The organism is Pseudomonas weihenstephanensis, from assembly GCF_001043055.1.
Classification (GTDB): Bacteria; Pseudomonadota; Gammaproteobacteria; order Pseudomonadales; family Pseudomonadaceae; genus Aquipseudomonas; species Aquipseudomonas weihenstephanensis.
Window position 1 is genome coordinate 216920 of the sequence record NZ_JYLF01000006.1, and the last position, 14235, is coordinate 231154.

13 protein-coding genes are annotated in these 14235 nt (G+C 56.9%); 1 reads left to right on the plus strand and 12 read right to left on the minus strand.

What is annotated here, in order from left to right; all coding sequences use genetic code 11:
- Window positions 1-15: 15 nt before the first annotated feature.
- The 11 genes from TU86_RS15975 to TU86_RS16025 form a co-directional block, all read right to left on the minus strand.
- The gene (locus tag TU86_RS15975) at window positions 16-690 is read right to left on the minus strand and encodes a NuoB/complex I 20 kDa subunit family protein (RefSeq protein ID WP_016780200.1); all 675 of its coding nucleotides are present in this window, start codon (window positions 688-690) and stop codon (window positions 16-18) included.
- Between the two features lie 10 nt (window positions 691-700).
- The gene (locus TU86_RS15980; protein WP_003446990.1) at window positions 701-1114 is read right to left on the minus strand and encodes an NADH-quinone oxidoreductase subunit A; all 414 of its coding nucleotides are present in this window, start codon (window positions 1112-1114) and stop codon (window positions 701-703) included.
- 621 nt (window positions 1115-1735) lie between these two features.
- Entirely contained in the window at window positions 1736-3061 is a 1326-nt protein-coding gene (aceA, locus tag TU86_RS15985) for an isocitrate lyase (RefSeq protein ID WP_048365296.1), read from the minus strand.
- 245 nt (window positions 3062-3306) lie between these two features.
- Window positions 3307-4035, minus strand: coding sequence for a secretin N-terminal domain-containing protein (locus TU86_RS15990; protein ID WP_048365297.1), 729 nt, complete (start codon window positions 4033-4035; stop codon window positions 3307-3309).
- Between the two features lie 170 nt (window positions 4036-4205).
- The gene (locus TU86_RS15995; protein WP_048365298.1) at window positions 4206-4628 is read right to left on the minus strand and encodes a GNAT family N-acetyltransferase; all 423 of its coding nucleotides are present in this window, start codon (window positions 4626-4628) and stop codon (window positions 4206-4208) included.
- On the minus strand, window positions 4621-5787 hold the full coding sequence (locus TU86_RS16000) for a ribosomal protein uL16 3-hydroxylase (RefSeq protein ID WP_048365299.1): 1167 nt from the start codon (window positions 5785-5787) through the stop codon (window positions 4621-4623). The genes TU86_RS15995 and TU86_RS16000 overlap by 8 nt, the downstream gene beginning before the upstream one ends.
- An 83-nt stretch (window positions 5788-5870) precedes the next feature.
- The gene (gene purB / locus TU86_RS16005; protein WP_048365300.1) at window positions 5871-7241 is read right to left on the minus strand and encodes an adenylosuccinate lyase; all 1371 of its coding nucleotides are present in this window, start codon (window positions 7239-7241) and stop codon (window positions 5871-5873) included.
- Between the two features lie 128 nt (window positions 7242-7369).
- The gene (gene hflD, locus TU86_RS16010) at window positions 7370-7990 is read right to left on the minus strand and encodes a high frequency lysogenization protein HflD (protein WP_048365301.1); all 621 of its coding nucleotides are present in this window, start codon (window positions 7988-7990) and stop codon (window positions 7370-7372) included.
- Window positions 7987-9120 (minus strand): tRNA 2-thiouridine(34) synthase MnmA, encoded by a 1134-nt coding sequence (gene mnmA / locus TU86_RS16015; protein WP_048365302.1) that lies wholly within the window; start codon window positions 9118-9120, stop codon window positions 7987-7989. The genes hflD and mnmA overlap by 4 nt, the downstream gene beginning before the upstream one ends.
- Window positions 9121-9179: 59 nt before the next feature.
- Window positions 9180-9626, minus strand: a complete 447-nt coding sequence (locus TU86_RS16020) for an NUDIX hydrolase (protein ID WP_048365303.1) — start codon at window positions 9624-9626, stop codon at window positions 9180-9182.
- A gap of 158 nt (window positions 9627-9784) precedes the next feature.
- The gene (locus tag TU86_RS16025) at window positions 9785-12007 is read right to left on the minus strand and encodes an NADP-dependent isocitrate dehydrogenase (RefSeq protein WP_048365304.1); all 2223 of its coding nucleotides are present in this window, start codon (window positions 12005-12007) and stop codon (window positions 9785-9787) included.
- 466 nt (window positions 12008-12473) lie between these two features.
- Here TU86_RS16025 and icd point away from each other — a divergent pair, with 466 nt between their 5' ends.
- Window positions 12474-13730, plus strand: coding sequence for an NADP-dependent isocitrate dehydrogenase (gene icd, locus TU86_RS16030; protein WP_048365305.1), 1257 nt, complete (start codon window positions 12474-12476; stop codon window positions 13728-13730).
- A gap of 74 nt (window positions 13731-13804) precedes the next feature.
- Here icd and TU86_RS16035 read toward each other — a convergent pair whose 3' ends face one another.
- Window positions 13805-14083: a cold shock domain-containing protein gene (locus tag TU86_RS16035; RefSeq protein WP_125828513.1), complete on the minus strand. Its 279-nt coding sequence runs from the start codon at window positions 14081-14083 to the stop codon at window positions 13805-13807.
- Between the last annotated feature and the right edge of the window lie 152 nt (window positions 14084-14235).

Genomic DNA, 14235 nt, shown 5'->3' on the forward strand with positions numbered 1-14235 from the left:
AGACGCGGGGCTGGATCAGACTTCGTCGGGGCTGCGCAGGTTAGTGACCTGAATACGCTGTTCGCGGCGCTGTTCCTTTTGCGATGGCATCTCGGCGCGGTACACGCCTTGTTCGCCAACGACCCAGGAAAGTGGGCGACGCTCCTGGCCAATCGACTCTTGCAAAAGCATCAAGCCTTGCAGAAAAGCTTCAGGGCGGGGTGGGCAGCCGGGTACGTAAACGTCCACGGGCAGGAACTTGTCGACCCCTTGAACCACGGAGTAGATGTCGTACATGCCACCGGAGTTGGCGCACGAACCCATGGAAATAACCCATTTAGGTTCAAGCATTTGCTCGTAGAGACGCTGAATGATCGGCGCCATCTTGATGAAGCAGGTACCGGCAATCACCATGAAATCCGCCTGACGCGGCGATGCCCGGATCACTTCGGCGCCAAAGCGCGCGATGTCGTGGGGCGCCGTGAAGGCGGTGGTCATTTCCACGTAGCAGCACGAAAGGCCGAAGTTGTACGGCCACAGGGAGTTTTTACGCCCCCAGTTGACCGTGCCGTTCAGCACGTCTTCAAGCTTGCCCATGAAAATGTTTTTGTGGACTTGATCTTCTAACGGATCGGCAACGGTTTCCCGTGTGCCGATCGGGTACTGCTCGTTAGGAGCGTCCGGGTCGATCCTGGTAAGTTCGTATTGCATCGCCAAAGCCTCATTGTTTCAGCTTGGCCTGTCGCTTACGACGAGCTTCTGGCGCCCAATCAAGAGCACCCACCCGAAATAGGTAGACAAGGCCTGCCAACAGAATTGCTATGAAAACGAGAGCTTCGACGAATCCGGTCCAGCCGCTTTCGCGTACAGACACAGACCAGGCAAAGAGAAAGAGGGCTTCGATATCGAAGATCACGAACAGCATCGCGACCAGATAGAATTTGGCTGAGAGCCGCAAGCGGGCGCCACCGGTAGGTAGCATGCCGGACTCGAACGGTTCGTTTTTGCTGCGGCCCCAGGCTTTTGACCCAAGGAGGCTGGAGACGCCAAGCATGAAGGCGCAAAGGCCGACAACGCCGAGAAGGAAAATGGCAAAGCCCCAGTTATGGGCTATGAGTCCTGTCGCTTCGGGCATGCTGGTAATCCTTAACAGAGAGCACGTGTCTCTGAACTCAAAAAGGTAATAAAGCAGTGACGATATGTCGCAGCGCAATTGATGGGCGCGATTTTATGGCTAAACACCCAGCAAGTAAATTTTCTAAGATGAATTAATTCAGTCCTTTAGTGGTATGGCTTCTCCTAAAGTCTGCGCAAGCCTCGTGGTCCGGGCATTACAGCGTATTTGAGTGATTATGTTTTGTTAGGTAAGTAATGAACAAAAGCACCTCTAAATGATAATGAATATCGTTTAATGGCTGATTAATTGTTCCTATGCTTCGCTCGCCTTTGAAAGTTGGCTTATATAAGCAGTCTTGGCAAGTTTTGAACTTGGCTTTCTACCCTTTTTTTGTATGGGGTTCATGGATCTGCGTCAGGGTTTGGGTCAGAAGATGTGCACGCGTGTAGTCGCGGCTGATGAAGGGATGCTGTGCTTGGGAGGCGCTATTTAAAAGCTCGCTGTCTGCGTACCTCGGCAGTGACTGCCAGGGCGTGTGAAAATCAGGCAAAAAAACGCCCCGAACCAGTCGGGGCGCTACGTTCAAGGCATTGCGATTGTTCTTTACAGGCTAGGCAATGGCCGTGGTTCCACGATCAATCAGTGGAACTGTTCTTCTTCGGTCGAGCCGGTCAGGGCGGTCACCGAGGACGAGCCACCTTGAATCACCGTGGTCATGTCGTCGAAGTAGCCAGTGCCCACTTCCTGCTGGTGTGCCACAAAGGTGTAGCCTTTGGCCGCGTCAGCAAATTCCTGCTCTTGCAGCTTCACGTAAGCCGTCATGTCGTTGCGGGCATAGTCGTGCGCCAGGTTGAACATGCTGTGCCACATGTTGTGGATGCCCGCCAGGGTAATGAACTGGTGCTTGTAGCCCATTGCCGACAGTTCGCGCTGGAACTTGGCGATGGTCGCGTCGTCCAGGTTCTTCTTCCAGTTGAAAGAAGGCGAGCAGTTGTACGACAGCAGTTGGTCCGGGTATTCCTTTTTGATCGCTTCGGCAAAACGACGCGCTTCTTCCAGGTCCGGCTTGGCAGTTTCACACCAGATCAGGTCGGCGTAAGGCGCATACGCCAGGCCGCGTGCAATCGCCTGGTCCAGTCCTGCACGCACTTTGTAGAAACCTTCCTTGGTGCGCTCGCCAGTCACGAACGGCTGATCGTACGGGTCGCAATCGGAGGTCAGCAGGTCAGCCGCGTTGGCGTCGGTGCGGGCCAGAATGATGGTCGGAGTACCTGCAACGTCAGCCGCCAGACGCGCAGCGGTCAGCTTTTGCACGGCTTCTTGAGTCGGTACCAGCACTTTGCCGCCCATGTGGCCGCATTTTTTCACTGATGCAAGTTGGTCTTCGAAGTGAACGCCGGCGGCGCCTGCTTCGATCATGCTTTTCATCAGCTCGTAAGCGTTCAGCACGCCGCCAAAACCGGCTTCGGCATCCGCCACGATCGGTGCGAAGTAGTCGATGTAACCTTGGTCGCCCGGATTTTTACCGGCTTTCCACTGGATCTGGTCAGCACGACGGAATGAGTTGTTGATGCGCTTGACCACGGTTGGCACGGAGTCCACCGGGTACAGCGACTGGTCGGGGTACATGGATTCGGCAGAGTTGTTGTCTGCCGCCACTTGCCAGCCCGACAGGTAGATTGCCTGGATGCCGGCTTTAACCTGTTGTACCGCTTGGCCCCCGGTCAGGGCGCCCATGCAGTTGACGAAATCTTTCTCAGGACGGAAGGACGGGTGTGCGCCCTGTGTCACCAGTTTCCACAGCTTGTCAGCGCCCATTTTTGCAAAGGTGTGCTCGGGTTGAACCGAGCCGCGCAGGCGGACCACGTCAGCAGCGGAATAATCGCGAGTCACGCCTTTCCAGCGTGGGTTTTCGGCCCAGTCTTTCTCAAGGGCTGCAATTTGCTGTTCGCGTGTCAGTGCCATGGTGATAAACCTCGTCGCATAGGTCTGGGTTGAAAAAATCAGCTCCACCAAGCACACAGCAATATTGTTTGAGTGAGTGCGTGAATGGCGTCTCGCCTTTGATCCAGGGCCTTTGCAAGGCGCTGGATCGGCGGGAGCGGGGCCATCATGCCTCTGCTTTTTTGAGTCGTCAAACGTTTTGTAGTGCCTTTTTTAATTCACTACATATTTTCTCGATTACGACTTGCCAGTCAGTTTTGGGCCTTTTAGTCGAGTGCGTCGACTTTGACCCGCAATGTCATGTCATCGCGGTTCTGAGTCGAGTACGTGCGGGTTGCGCCTTGTTGGTCGGCCTGACTCTGGCCATTGATGCCTGCCACCGTGATCCATTGCCCGAGTGGGCCGCTGACCTGTGTGTCGGTACTTTGTACGTTCACTACATCCGGTTGTGCCTGGCTCATGCGGTCGCGGTTGGTACTGATCGCCAGGTGTACCGTTTCACCTGTGACGCTTGCGGTGACATAAAACCCTTTGGTGACGTTGCGGTAACTGGTTTGCGCCGACAGGCGACCGTAGGCATCTGTCTGAGTGCTGGTGAGCGGTACGCTTTGGCCGGTCTGGATCAGTGCCGGTACGCCTTCGGTAGCTTGTATCTGCTGGACGCCGCCGTCGCGGCTGGCGGTGCTATAGACCCGAGTGTTGCTGTCGGTGTCGGGGGAATTGTTGTCGCTGGTGTCAACGGTGATCAGCAGGCGCTTGGCAGGTGTGTCGAGTTTGGCCAGCAGGTCCTCCAAGCCCTGAATTTTCTGTGCGGGCGCTTCGACGATCAGTTGGTTGCCATACAGGGTGACTTTGCCCTCGGTGCCGATAAAGCTTTGTGCCACCGGCAGTAAGGCCGCACCCGTGCGATTTTGCAAGGAGATGACTTGGGTCTCGGCGATGGCGTTGAAGCTGAGCATCAATAGCAGGCTGATGATGAGAGGGCGTAGGGACATGTCCGTTATCTCCGCAATGTGTAAAGGGTTATGACAGGAGTGTGCCAGTTTGTCGGCGCCAATTGGGCGAGGTTGAATGCTACATAGCAAAACGCCCTGCGATCCGAAAATGGCAGGGCGTTTTGTAGGGTGTTGCAGTCGCTGGCGCAGGCTGCGACTAACGGGGGATGTCAGGCACCGCGCACCATGTCGACGTGCGGGATTCCGGCTTCCAGAAACTCGTTACTGACGACTTTAAAGCCCAGTCGTTCATAGAAAGGCGTGGCATGCACTTGCGCGCTGAGCTTTTGCTCTTTAAGGCCACGCTTTTCGGCTTCAACGATGGTCGCTTGCATCAGCGCATCACCCACTTTCAAGCCGCGCCAGTCCTTCAAGACTGAGACGCGGCCGATATGGCCGTCTGGCAGCAGCCGGGCGGTACCAATCGGAAAGTCACCTTCGTAGGCCAGGAAATGCACGGCGCTACTGTCGTCTGAGTCCCACTCCAGCTCAGGCGGGACTTTTTGTTCGGCAATAAACACCGCCTCACGAATGCGTCGAAGTTCGGCGTTGTCCTTTTGCCAGTCGGCGACACGTACGTGAATGCTATTCATCAGCGAACCCCAGGCTTCCTTGTTTAACCAGCTCGCAGAGCAGGTTGCGTCCATCTTCATCGGCCAGCCATGCGCCGAGGTTGTCGCTGTGCAGCGCGTCGGCGGCACAAATCATTTTCAACAGATCACGCAGTTTGCCTGGCAGCAGTCGGCTTTGGCCGCTGGCGAACAACAGCAGGTCCTCATCGACTTCAGACCAGGCCAGGCGAGCGCTTGGGTTGCGGATCAGAACCGCACCTTGATCCAGGCTGCCCAGCAGGTCTTCTTCTTCGAGCTCGGGGCCGACCACGAGTTCCGGATATCGTGGCTCGGTCATGAACTGGCCGAACCAGGTCAACAGCATGCGCTCATCGCTCATGTGTTCTGCGAGCAGACCCTTGAGGCGGTCGAGCGCGTCGTGCTGGATTTGATGCGGGTCGCTGACCGGCTGAGCGTCAGCGTCGGTATAGCGCTCTTCGTCAGGCAGGTATTGGCTCAGGAAGTCGGTGAAGTGGGTGAGCACTTCAGCGGCGCTCGGGGCGCGGAAGCCTACCGAGTAGGTCAGGCAGTCATCGACGGCAACGCCACAGTGGGCCAGGCGCGGCGGCAGGTACAGCATGTCGCCCGGCTCAAGGGTCCATTCATCGGTGGCCTGGAAGTCGGCCAGAATGCGCAGGTCGGCATGCTCCAGCAACGGGCTTTCGGAGTCGCACATCTGGCCGATCTGCCAGTGACGCTTTCCGGCGCCTTGCAGCAGGAACACGTCGTAGTTGTCGAAGTGCGGGCCAACGCTGCCGCCCGGTGCGGCATAGCTGATCATCACGTCGTCAATGCGCCAGCTCGGCAGGAAGCGGAAGTTTTCCAGCAGCTCGCCGACTTCCGGCACGAACTGATCGACGGCTTGAACCAGTAAAGTCCATTCACGCTCTGGCAGTTTGCCAAACTCGTCCTCGGCAAAAGGGCCACGGCGCAGTTCCCATGGGCGTTCGCCGTGCTCAATCACCAGTCGCGATTCGACTTCCTCTTCAAGCGCCAGACCGGCCAGTTCGTCGGCATCGATCGGGCTTTCAAAGTCAGGAATGGCCTGACGGATCAGCAGCGGTTTCTTCTGCCAGTAGTCGCGCAGGAATTCGCGTGCAGTGATGCCGCCCAGAAGTTGAAGAGGAATATCAGGATTCATGTGTAACCTATTGAAAAATTGCGCTTTGTATTCGGGAATAAAAACGCCCGGCACGGCCGGGCGTTAGTAGGTCGTTGCAGCAATCAGATGCGCTTGGCCTGCTCAACCGCGTTGCCAATATAGTTGGCAGGGGTTAGCAGTTTCAGCTCGGCTTTGGCCGCTTCCGGCATTTCAAGGCCGTCAATGAAGGTTTGCAGTGCTTGAGGGCTGATGCCTTTGCCGCGCGTCAGCTCTTTGAGCTTCTCGTACGGGTTTTCAATGTTGTAACGGCGCATGACGGTCTGGATCGGCTCAGCCAGAACTTCCCAGCAAGCGTCCAGGTCAGCAGCGATCTTCTGAGCGTTTAGCTCCAGTTTGCTGATGCCTTTGAGGCTGGCTTCGTACGCGATCACGCTATGAGCAAAACCTACGCCCAGGTTACGCAGTACGGTGGAGTCGGTCAGGTCGCGCTGCCAGCGGGAGATTGGCAACTTGCTGGCCAGATGCTGGAACAGCGCGTTGGCGATACCCAGGTTGCCTTCGGAGTTTTCGAAGTCGATCGGGTTGACCTTGTGCGGCATGGTCGAGGAGCCGATTTCGCCTGCGATGGTGCGCTGCTTGAAGTAACCCAGGGAGATGTAACCCCAGATATCGCGATCGAAGTCGATCAGGATGGTGTTGAAGCGCGCAATCGCGTCGAACAGCTCGGCGATGTAGTCGTGCGGTTCGATCTGCGTGGTGTACGGGTTGAAACCCAGGCCCAGCTCGTCTTCGATGAAGGCGCGGGCATTGGCTTCCCAGTCGATCTGCGGGTAGGCCGACAGGTGGGCGTTATAGTTGCCCACTGCGCCGTTGATCTTGCCCAGCAGCGGTACAGCCGCCACTTGAGCGATTTGGCGCTCCAGGCGGTAAACCACGTTGGCCAGCTCTTTGCCCAAAGTGGTCGGCGAAGCCGGTTGGCCGTGGGTACGCGACAACATCGGGACGTCGGCGAACTTGATCGCCAGTTCGCGGATGGCGTCGGCGGTTTGGCGCATCAGGGGCAGCATCACCTCATCACGGCCTTCGCGCAGCATCAAAGCGTGGGACAGGTTGTTGATGTCCTCGCTGGTGCAGGCGAAGTGGATGAACTCACTGACGTTGGCCAGTTCAGGCAGCTTGGCGGCCTGTTCTTTGAGCAGGTACTCAATGGCTTTTACGTCGTGGTTGGTGGTGCGCTCGATCTCTTTGACGCGCTCGGCGTGCTCCAGAGAAAAGTTTTCGGCCAGTTCATTCAGCACAGCGTTAGCTTGCGCGGAAAAGGCCGGGACTTCAGGGATGGCGGCGTGAGCGGCCAAACGCTGGAGCCAGCGAACTTCAACCAGTACACGGGCACGGATTAAGCCGTATTCGCTGAAAATGGGGCGCAGGGCCTGGGTTTTGCCGGCATAGCGGCCGTCAACAGGGGAAACCGCAGTGAGCGAAGAGAGCTTCATGGGGTGTTCTCGGACAGTCGGGCAACGAAATGGGGCGCGTATCATACATCAAAAAAACGGCCGGTCCGTTGCCAAGTGACCGGCGTCATACGCGTATCGACGTTACAGCGTGTGCTTGCTGGCGGCGATCAGCCGCGCAGCATGGGATAAAGCGCTTTGAGCAATTTGCGTCGGCTGAATACCAGCTGCCAGCGATGGCCACCCAATTGACGCCATAGGCGTGCCGAGCGAATACCGGCCAGCAGCAGGGCGCGAATTTTGGCGGCGTTGTTCGGTTGTTGCAGGTTGCGCATGTCGCCATGCACTTGAATGCGTTGGCGCAGCGTGCTCAGGGTGTCCTGATAGAGGGCACCGCACGCGGCGACCACGTTCTCGTGAGCGGGGCCGAAGTGTTCAACTTGCGACTGGATCTGTGGCAAACGCTTGCCAATTAGTTCCAGCATGTCGTCGCGCTTGGCCAGTTGACGCTCAAGGTTGAGCATCGACAGGGCATAGCGCAGCGGTTCGCGTTGCAGGGTATTGGGGTCGCGCTCCAGTGCACCGATAAGGGCGCGGTAGCCCTCGCGCAGGTTGATGTCATCACCCCCGAAGACTTCAAGCGTGTCCTTGGGGTCGCGCACCAGCAAGCTGCCCAGCATGCAGGCCAGATCAGCCTCGCTGACCTGACCGGTCTTGGCGATTTTATCCACCAGTACGGCGGCCAGAAACACGCCGCCCAGGGCCACCAGTTGTTCCTGGGTGGGGTTCATGCCTGTGCGCTCTTGCTGGTCCAGGGTTCGGCCACTTCGATCACGCCGCCGCCCAGGCACACTTCGCCATCGTAAAACACCACGGACTGGCCCGGCGTGACCGCGCGTTGCGGATCGTCGAAGGTGGCGCGGTAACCGGTCGCGGTTTGCTCCAGCGTGCAGGGTTGATCGCTCTGGCGATAGCGCACCTTGGCCGTCAGGCGCAACGGTGTGCTCAGGTCGACCGGGTTGACCCAAAAGATCTCCGAGGCGAGCAGGGCGCGCGAGAACAGCCACGGGTGATCGTTACCTTGGCCGACGATCAGTTCGTTGTTCTCAAGGTCTTTGTGCAAGACGTACCACGGCTCATCGCTGGCGTCTTTCAGGCCGCCGATGCCCAGACCCTGACGCTGGCCGATGGTGTGATACATCAGGCCGTGGTGGCGGCCAATGACTTCACCTTCGGTGGTTTTGATCTCGCCCGGTTGGGCCGGCAGGTATTGCTTGAGGAAGTCACTGAAACGGCGCTCGCCGATAAAGCAAATCCCGGTGGAGTCCTTTTTCTTGGCGGTGGCCAGGTCGTGTTTTTCGGCGATCTGGCGCACCTCGGGTTTTTCCAGCTCGCCGACCGGGAACAGGGTGCGGGCGATTTGTTCACCGCCGACCGCGTGCAGGAAGTAGCTCTGGTCTTTGTTGGGGTCCAGGCCTTTGAGCAGCTCGGTGCGGCCGTCGATGTCGCGGCGACGCACGTAATGGCCGGTAGCAATCAAGTCAGCCCCGAGCATCAGGGCGTAATCGAGGAACGCCTTGAACTTGATCTCGCGGTTGCACAGGATGTCCGGGTTTGGCGTGCGTCCGGCTTTGTATTCGGCCAGGAAGTGCTCAAACACGTTGTCCCAGTATTCGGCGGCAAAGTTGGCGGTGTGCAGCTTGATGCCAATTTTGTCGCACACGGCCTGGGCATCTGCCAGATCATCCATGGCGGTGCAGTAATCGGTTCCGTCGTCTTCCTCCCAGTTCTTCATGAACAGGCCTTCCACCTGGTAGCCCTGCTCGATGAGCAGAACGGCGGAAACGGAAGAGTCGACACCGCCGGACATGCCGACAATGACGCGCTGTTTTTCGGGGGCGACTAAGGCTGGATCACGCATAGGGTTTCAATGAGTGTCTTGAAAAAGGACGCGATTCTAGCAGGCCCGAGCGCTCAAGGCTAAACCGAAGGGCGGATTAGCGAGAGGTCGAACAATTTGCCGCTCAGATAATCGTCGATACAGTGCAGGGTCAATTCGCTGCGCCAGCGATGGCGCTGTTCCAGCAGCTCGTCGCGGGTCAACCACAGCGGGCCGATGATGCCTGTGTCGAGCGTGGCATCGGCATGGTGTTTGACCGCGTTACCGGCAAAGCATACGCGCTGATACGTCACACCGTTGCTGGGCGCCGTGTACAGATAAATGCCGATGACACCGGTGAGTTCGACGTCATAACCGGTTTCTTCAAGGGTTTCGCGGATAGCCGCGTCGATCAGGCTTTCATTCGGGTCCAAGTGGCCTGCGGGCTGGTTGAGCACTGCGTGCCCGTGCTTTAACTCTTTGACCATCAGAAAGCGCCCGTTGTCTTCGACGACAGTGGCAACAGTGATGTGGGGTTTCCAGTCCATGTGTGAGGTCTCGATTTTTTGTCGGGGCTGCTGAAGGCTGCGTTTTCATAAAAATCAAAAGATCGCAGCCTTCGCCAGCGCCGACAAGTTTTGTGTTCGATTTAAAAACACAAACCCCGGCGTCGTGGGCCGGGGTTTGTGGTGTTGCGATGTTGCTCTTACACGGCGGCGATGATCGCGTTCAGTGTGGCGCTAGGGCGCATTACTTTGCTCACCTTGTCTGCATCGGCGTGGTAGTAACCACCGATATCAACAGGCTTGCCCTGCACGGCGTTGAGTTCAGCAACGATGGTTGCCTCGTTCTCGGTCATGGCTTTTGCTACAGGAGCAAATTGGGCTTGCAGCTCTTTGTCTTCAGTCTGGGCTGCCAGGGCTTGTGCCCAGTACAGCGCCAGGTAGAAGTGGCTACCGCGGTTGTCGATGTTGCCGACTTTACGCGATGGCGATTTGTTGTTGTCGAGGAACTGGCCAGTGGCCTGATCCAGGGTTTTGGCCAATACCAACGCTTTCGGGTTGTTGTAGGTCGTGCCCAGGTGCTCCAGCGAGGCCGCCAGTGCCAGGAACTCACCCAGCGAGTCCCAACGCAGGAAGTTTTCTTCCAGCAATTGTTGAACGTGCTTTGGAGCCGAACCGCCTGCGCCTGTTTCGAACAGACCGCCGCCATTCATCAGCGGTACGATCGACAGCATTTTGGCGCTGGTGCCCAGTTCCATGATCGGGAACAGGTCAGTCAGGTAATCGCGCAACACGTTGCCGGTCACCGAAATGGTATCCAGACCCTTGCGGGTGCGTTCGAGCGTGAACTTCATGGCCTCAACAGGCGACATGATGCGGATATCCAGGCCGCTGGTGTCGTGATCCTTCAGGTACGCCTGAACTTTCTCGATCATCACGCCGTCGTGGCTGCGCTGGGGGTCGAGCCAGAAAATCGCCGGGGTGTTGCTGGCGCGAGCGCGGTTAACGGCCAGCTTGACCCAGTCGCGGATCGGCGCGTCTTTGGCCTGGCACATGCGCCAGATATCGCCTTCTTCGACGTTTTGTTCCATCAGCACGTTGCCGTTGCTGTCGGATACGCGGACTACGCCAGGCTTTTTGATGTGGAAAGTTTTGTCGTGCGAGCCGTATTCTTCGGCTTTTTGCGCCATCAGGCCAACGTTCGGCACGCTACCCATGGTGGTTGGATCGAAAGCGCCGTGCTTCTGGCAGTCTTCGATGGTCGCCTGATAGATAGTGGCGTAGCAGCGGTCCGGGATGATGGCCTTGGTGTCTTGCAACTGACCTTCGGTGTTCCACATCTTGCCGGAGTCGCGGATCATGGCCGGCATCGAGGCGTCGACGATAACGTCGCTCGGCACGTGCAGGTTGGTGATGCCTTTGTCGGAGTTCACCATTGCCAGGGCAGGGCGATTGGCGTAGACCGCCTGAATGTCTGCTTCGATTTCGGCTTGCTTGTCGGCTGGTAGCGCTTTGATGCGAGCGTACAGGTCGCCAATGCCGTTGTTCAGGTTGAAACCGATTTCTTTCAGGACGTCTGCGTGTTTTTCCAGCGCATCCTTGTAGAACTCAGCCACGATCTGACCAAACATGATCGGGTCGGAGACCTTCATCATGGTGGCTTTCAAGTGCACCGAGAACAGTACGCCTTTGTTTTTGGCGTCTTCGATTTCGGCCGCTACGAACTGGCGCAGGGCTTTTTTGCTCATGACGGAGCAGTCGATGATCTCACCGGCTTGTACGGCGGTTTTTTCTTTCAGGATGGTGGTGGTGCCGTCTTGAGCGATCAGCTCGATTTTGACGCTGTCCGGGGCTTCGATCAGGGCGGCTTTTTCGCTGCCATAGAAGTCGCCTTCGCTCATGTGAGCGACGTGGGACTTGGAGTCTGCGGCCCATGCGCCCATTTTGTGCGGGTGCTTGCGCGCGTAGTTTTTGACCGACAGCGGGGCGCGACGGTCAGAGTTGCCTTCGCGCAGCACCGGGTTTACGGCGCTGCCCATGACTTTGCTGTAACGCGCTTTGACTTCTTTGTCGGCGTCAGTGGTCACGGTCTCCGGGTAGTCCGGGATATCAAAGCCATGCCCTTGCAGTTCTTTGATGGCGGCCTGCAATTGCGGCAGCGAGGCGCTGATGTTAGGCAGCTTGATGATATTGGCTTCAGGTGTAACGGCCAGGGCGCCCAGTTCGGCGAGGTGGTCGGCTACAGCCTTGGCACCCAATTGCTCGGGGAAGCTGGCAAGGATTCGGCCTGCCAGAGAGATGTCGCGCGTCTCAACAGCGATATCAGCCTTGGCGGTAAACGCTTCGATGATAGGCAGCAGTGAATAGGTGGCGAGCGCCGGAGCTTCGTCGGTGAAGGTATAGATGATCTTCGAACGGGTGGGCATTTCGGATTAACTCTCTTCTTTGCTGAGCGTGCTCAGATTCTCGAGATGCGCAGGGTAGGCGCTTTCGTTCACAGTGAACAATGAGCCGAAAGTCGAGGTTCTTCGCGGTGATGTGAATGCATCAGTAGAGCGTCAAGCGGTCGAGCCGGGGTAACGGCTCAGCCTTTCTAGGCCTGAAAGACTCATTGCAATGTGGTGCTTCGCGATGACTCCGCGGTCACCGGCGCAGTATACATAGGTCACTAATGTTCCGGCGAGGGCTGCGGTGGGTCAGCGGTCATCCATTGGTCTAAGAAGCGTTCGCATATCGCCCTGCGTTTTGGCACTAACCCCTTTGTTTTCGCACTTGTCAGGCGGTTTGTCGTAAGCATGTAACCGGGTATGTGGAACATTCGATTTGCCTGTCCATTTAACTGGGTTACGCTCCAGAACGGCATAGATGTTAAACCCACATATGGAGTTCAGCATGGGATACAACAAGATCAAGGTTCCAGCCGCAGGTGAGAAAATCACCGTCAATGCAGACCACTCCCTTAACGTGCCCGACAATCCCGTCATTCCCTACATTGAGGGTGACGGTATTGGTGTCGATATCAGCCCAGTCATGATCAAGGTTGTCGATGCGGCCGTTAGCAAAGCCTACGCAGGCAAGCGAAAAATCTCCTGGATGGAGGTCTATGCGGGCGAAAAAGCGACGCAGGTTTACGATCAGGACACTTGGCTGCCGCAAGAAACCCTGGACGCCGTCAAGGATTACGTCGTTTCGATCAAGGGCCCGCTGACTACGCCGGTTGGCGGTGGCATTCGTTCCCTCAACGTTGCCCTGCGCCAGCAACTCGATTTGTATGTGTGCCTGCGCCCGGTGCGTTGGTTTGAAGGTGTGCCCAGCCCGGTGAAAAAACCAGGCGATGTGGACATGACCATCTTTCGCGAAAACTCCGAAGACATCTACGCGGGTATCGAGTGGAAGGCCGGTTCACCGGAAGCCATCAAGGTCATCAAGTTTCTGAAAGAAGAAATGGGCGTGACCAAGATCCGTTTTGATCAGGACTGCGGGATTGGCGTCAAGCCAGTGTCCAAAGAAGGCACTCAGCGCCTGGCGCGCAAAGCCTTGCAATATGTGGTGGATAACGACCGCGAGTCGCTGACCATCGTGCACAAAGGCAACATCATGAAATTTACCGAGGGCGCCTTCAAAGAGTGGGCCTATGAAGTCGCGGCCCAAGAGTTTGGTGCGACGCTGCTCGACGGCGGCCCGTGGATGCAGTTCAAAAACCCCAAAACCGGACGCAATGTCATTGTTAAAGACGCCATTGCCGATGCGATGCTGCAACAAATTCTGCTGCGTCCGGCTGAATATGACGTGATTGCCACGCTGAACCTCAATGGTGACTACCTCTCCGATGCCCTGGCAGCCGAGGTGGGCGGTATCGGTATTGCGCCGGGAGCCAACTTGTCCGACACCATTGCCATGTTTGAGGCCACTCACGGCACGGCGCCTAAATATGCAGGCAAGGACCAGGTGAACCCCGGTTCGCTGATTCTCTCCGCTGAAATGATGTTGCGGCATATGGGATGGACCGAAGCCGCAGACCTGATCATCAAGGGCACCAATGGTGCGATCTCGGCCAAAACCGTGACCTATGATTTTGAGCGGCTAATGGACGGCGCAACCTTGGTTTCGTCTTCAGGCTTTGGTGATGCGCTGATTGCGCATATGTAAACGCGCAGTGACTAAAAAGGCCGATTCAAGTGAATGAATCGGCCTTTTTTAACGCTGACTGTGGAGTCGGTGGGTCAGACCGAGAGGGTTTTAACCTCTGTCGCAGTCATTTGCGGTAGGGCGTTGAGTGGGCTGCTTGTGATTTTCACGGCGTGCAGCCCTTTAGGGCCTTGTGTAATCTCGAAACTTACCGGCTGGCCCGCTTTCAGGGTTTTATAGCCGTCCATGTCGATTGCCGAAAAATGGGCGAAAAAGTCGATCTTGTCTCCTTGTTCATCTTTGCCTTCCTTGGCATCTGTATTGATAAAGCCGAAGCCTTTGGCATTGTTGAACCACTTGACCGTGCCTTGCATGCTCATATCCCTCTGCTGCAAACAACTCCATCACTGGAGTATCATCCAGTTCACTCGCACATCGACCACCAAAAGTGGTTGACTGTGCGGACCTTTATTCCCCACTGTGGGTACCAATGGTTGTAACACCGTTTTACCGATAGTCAAGGTCA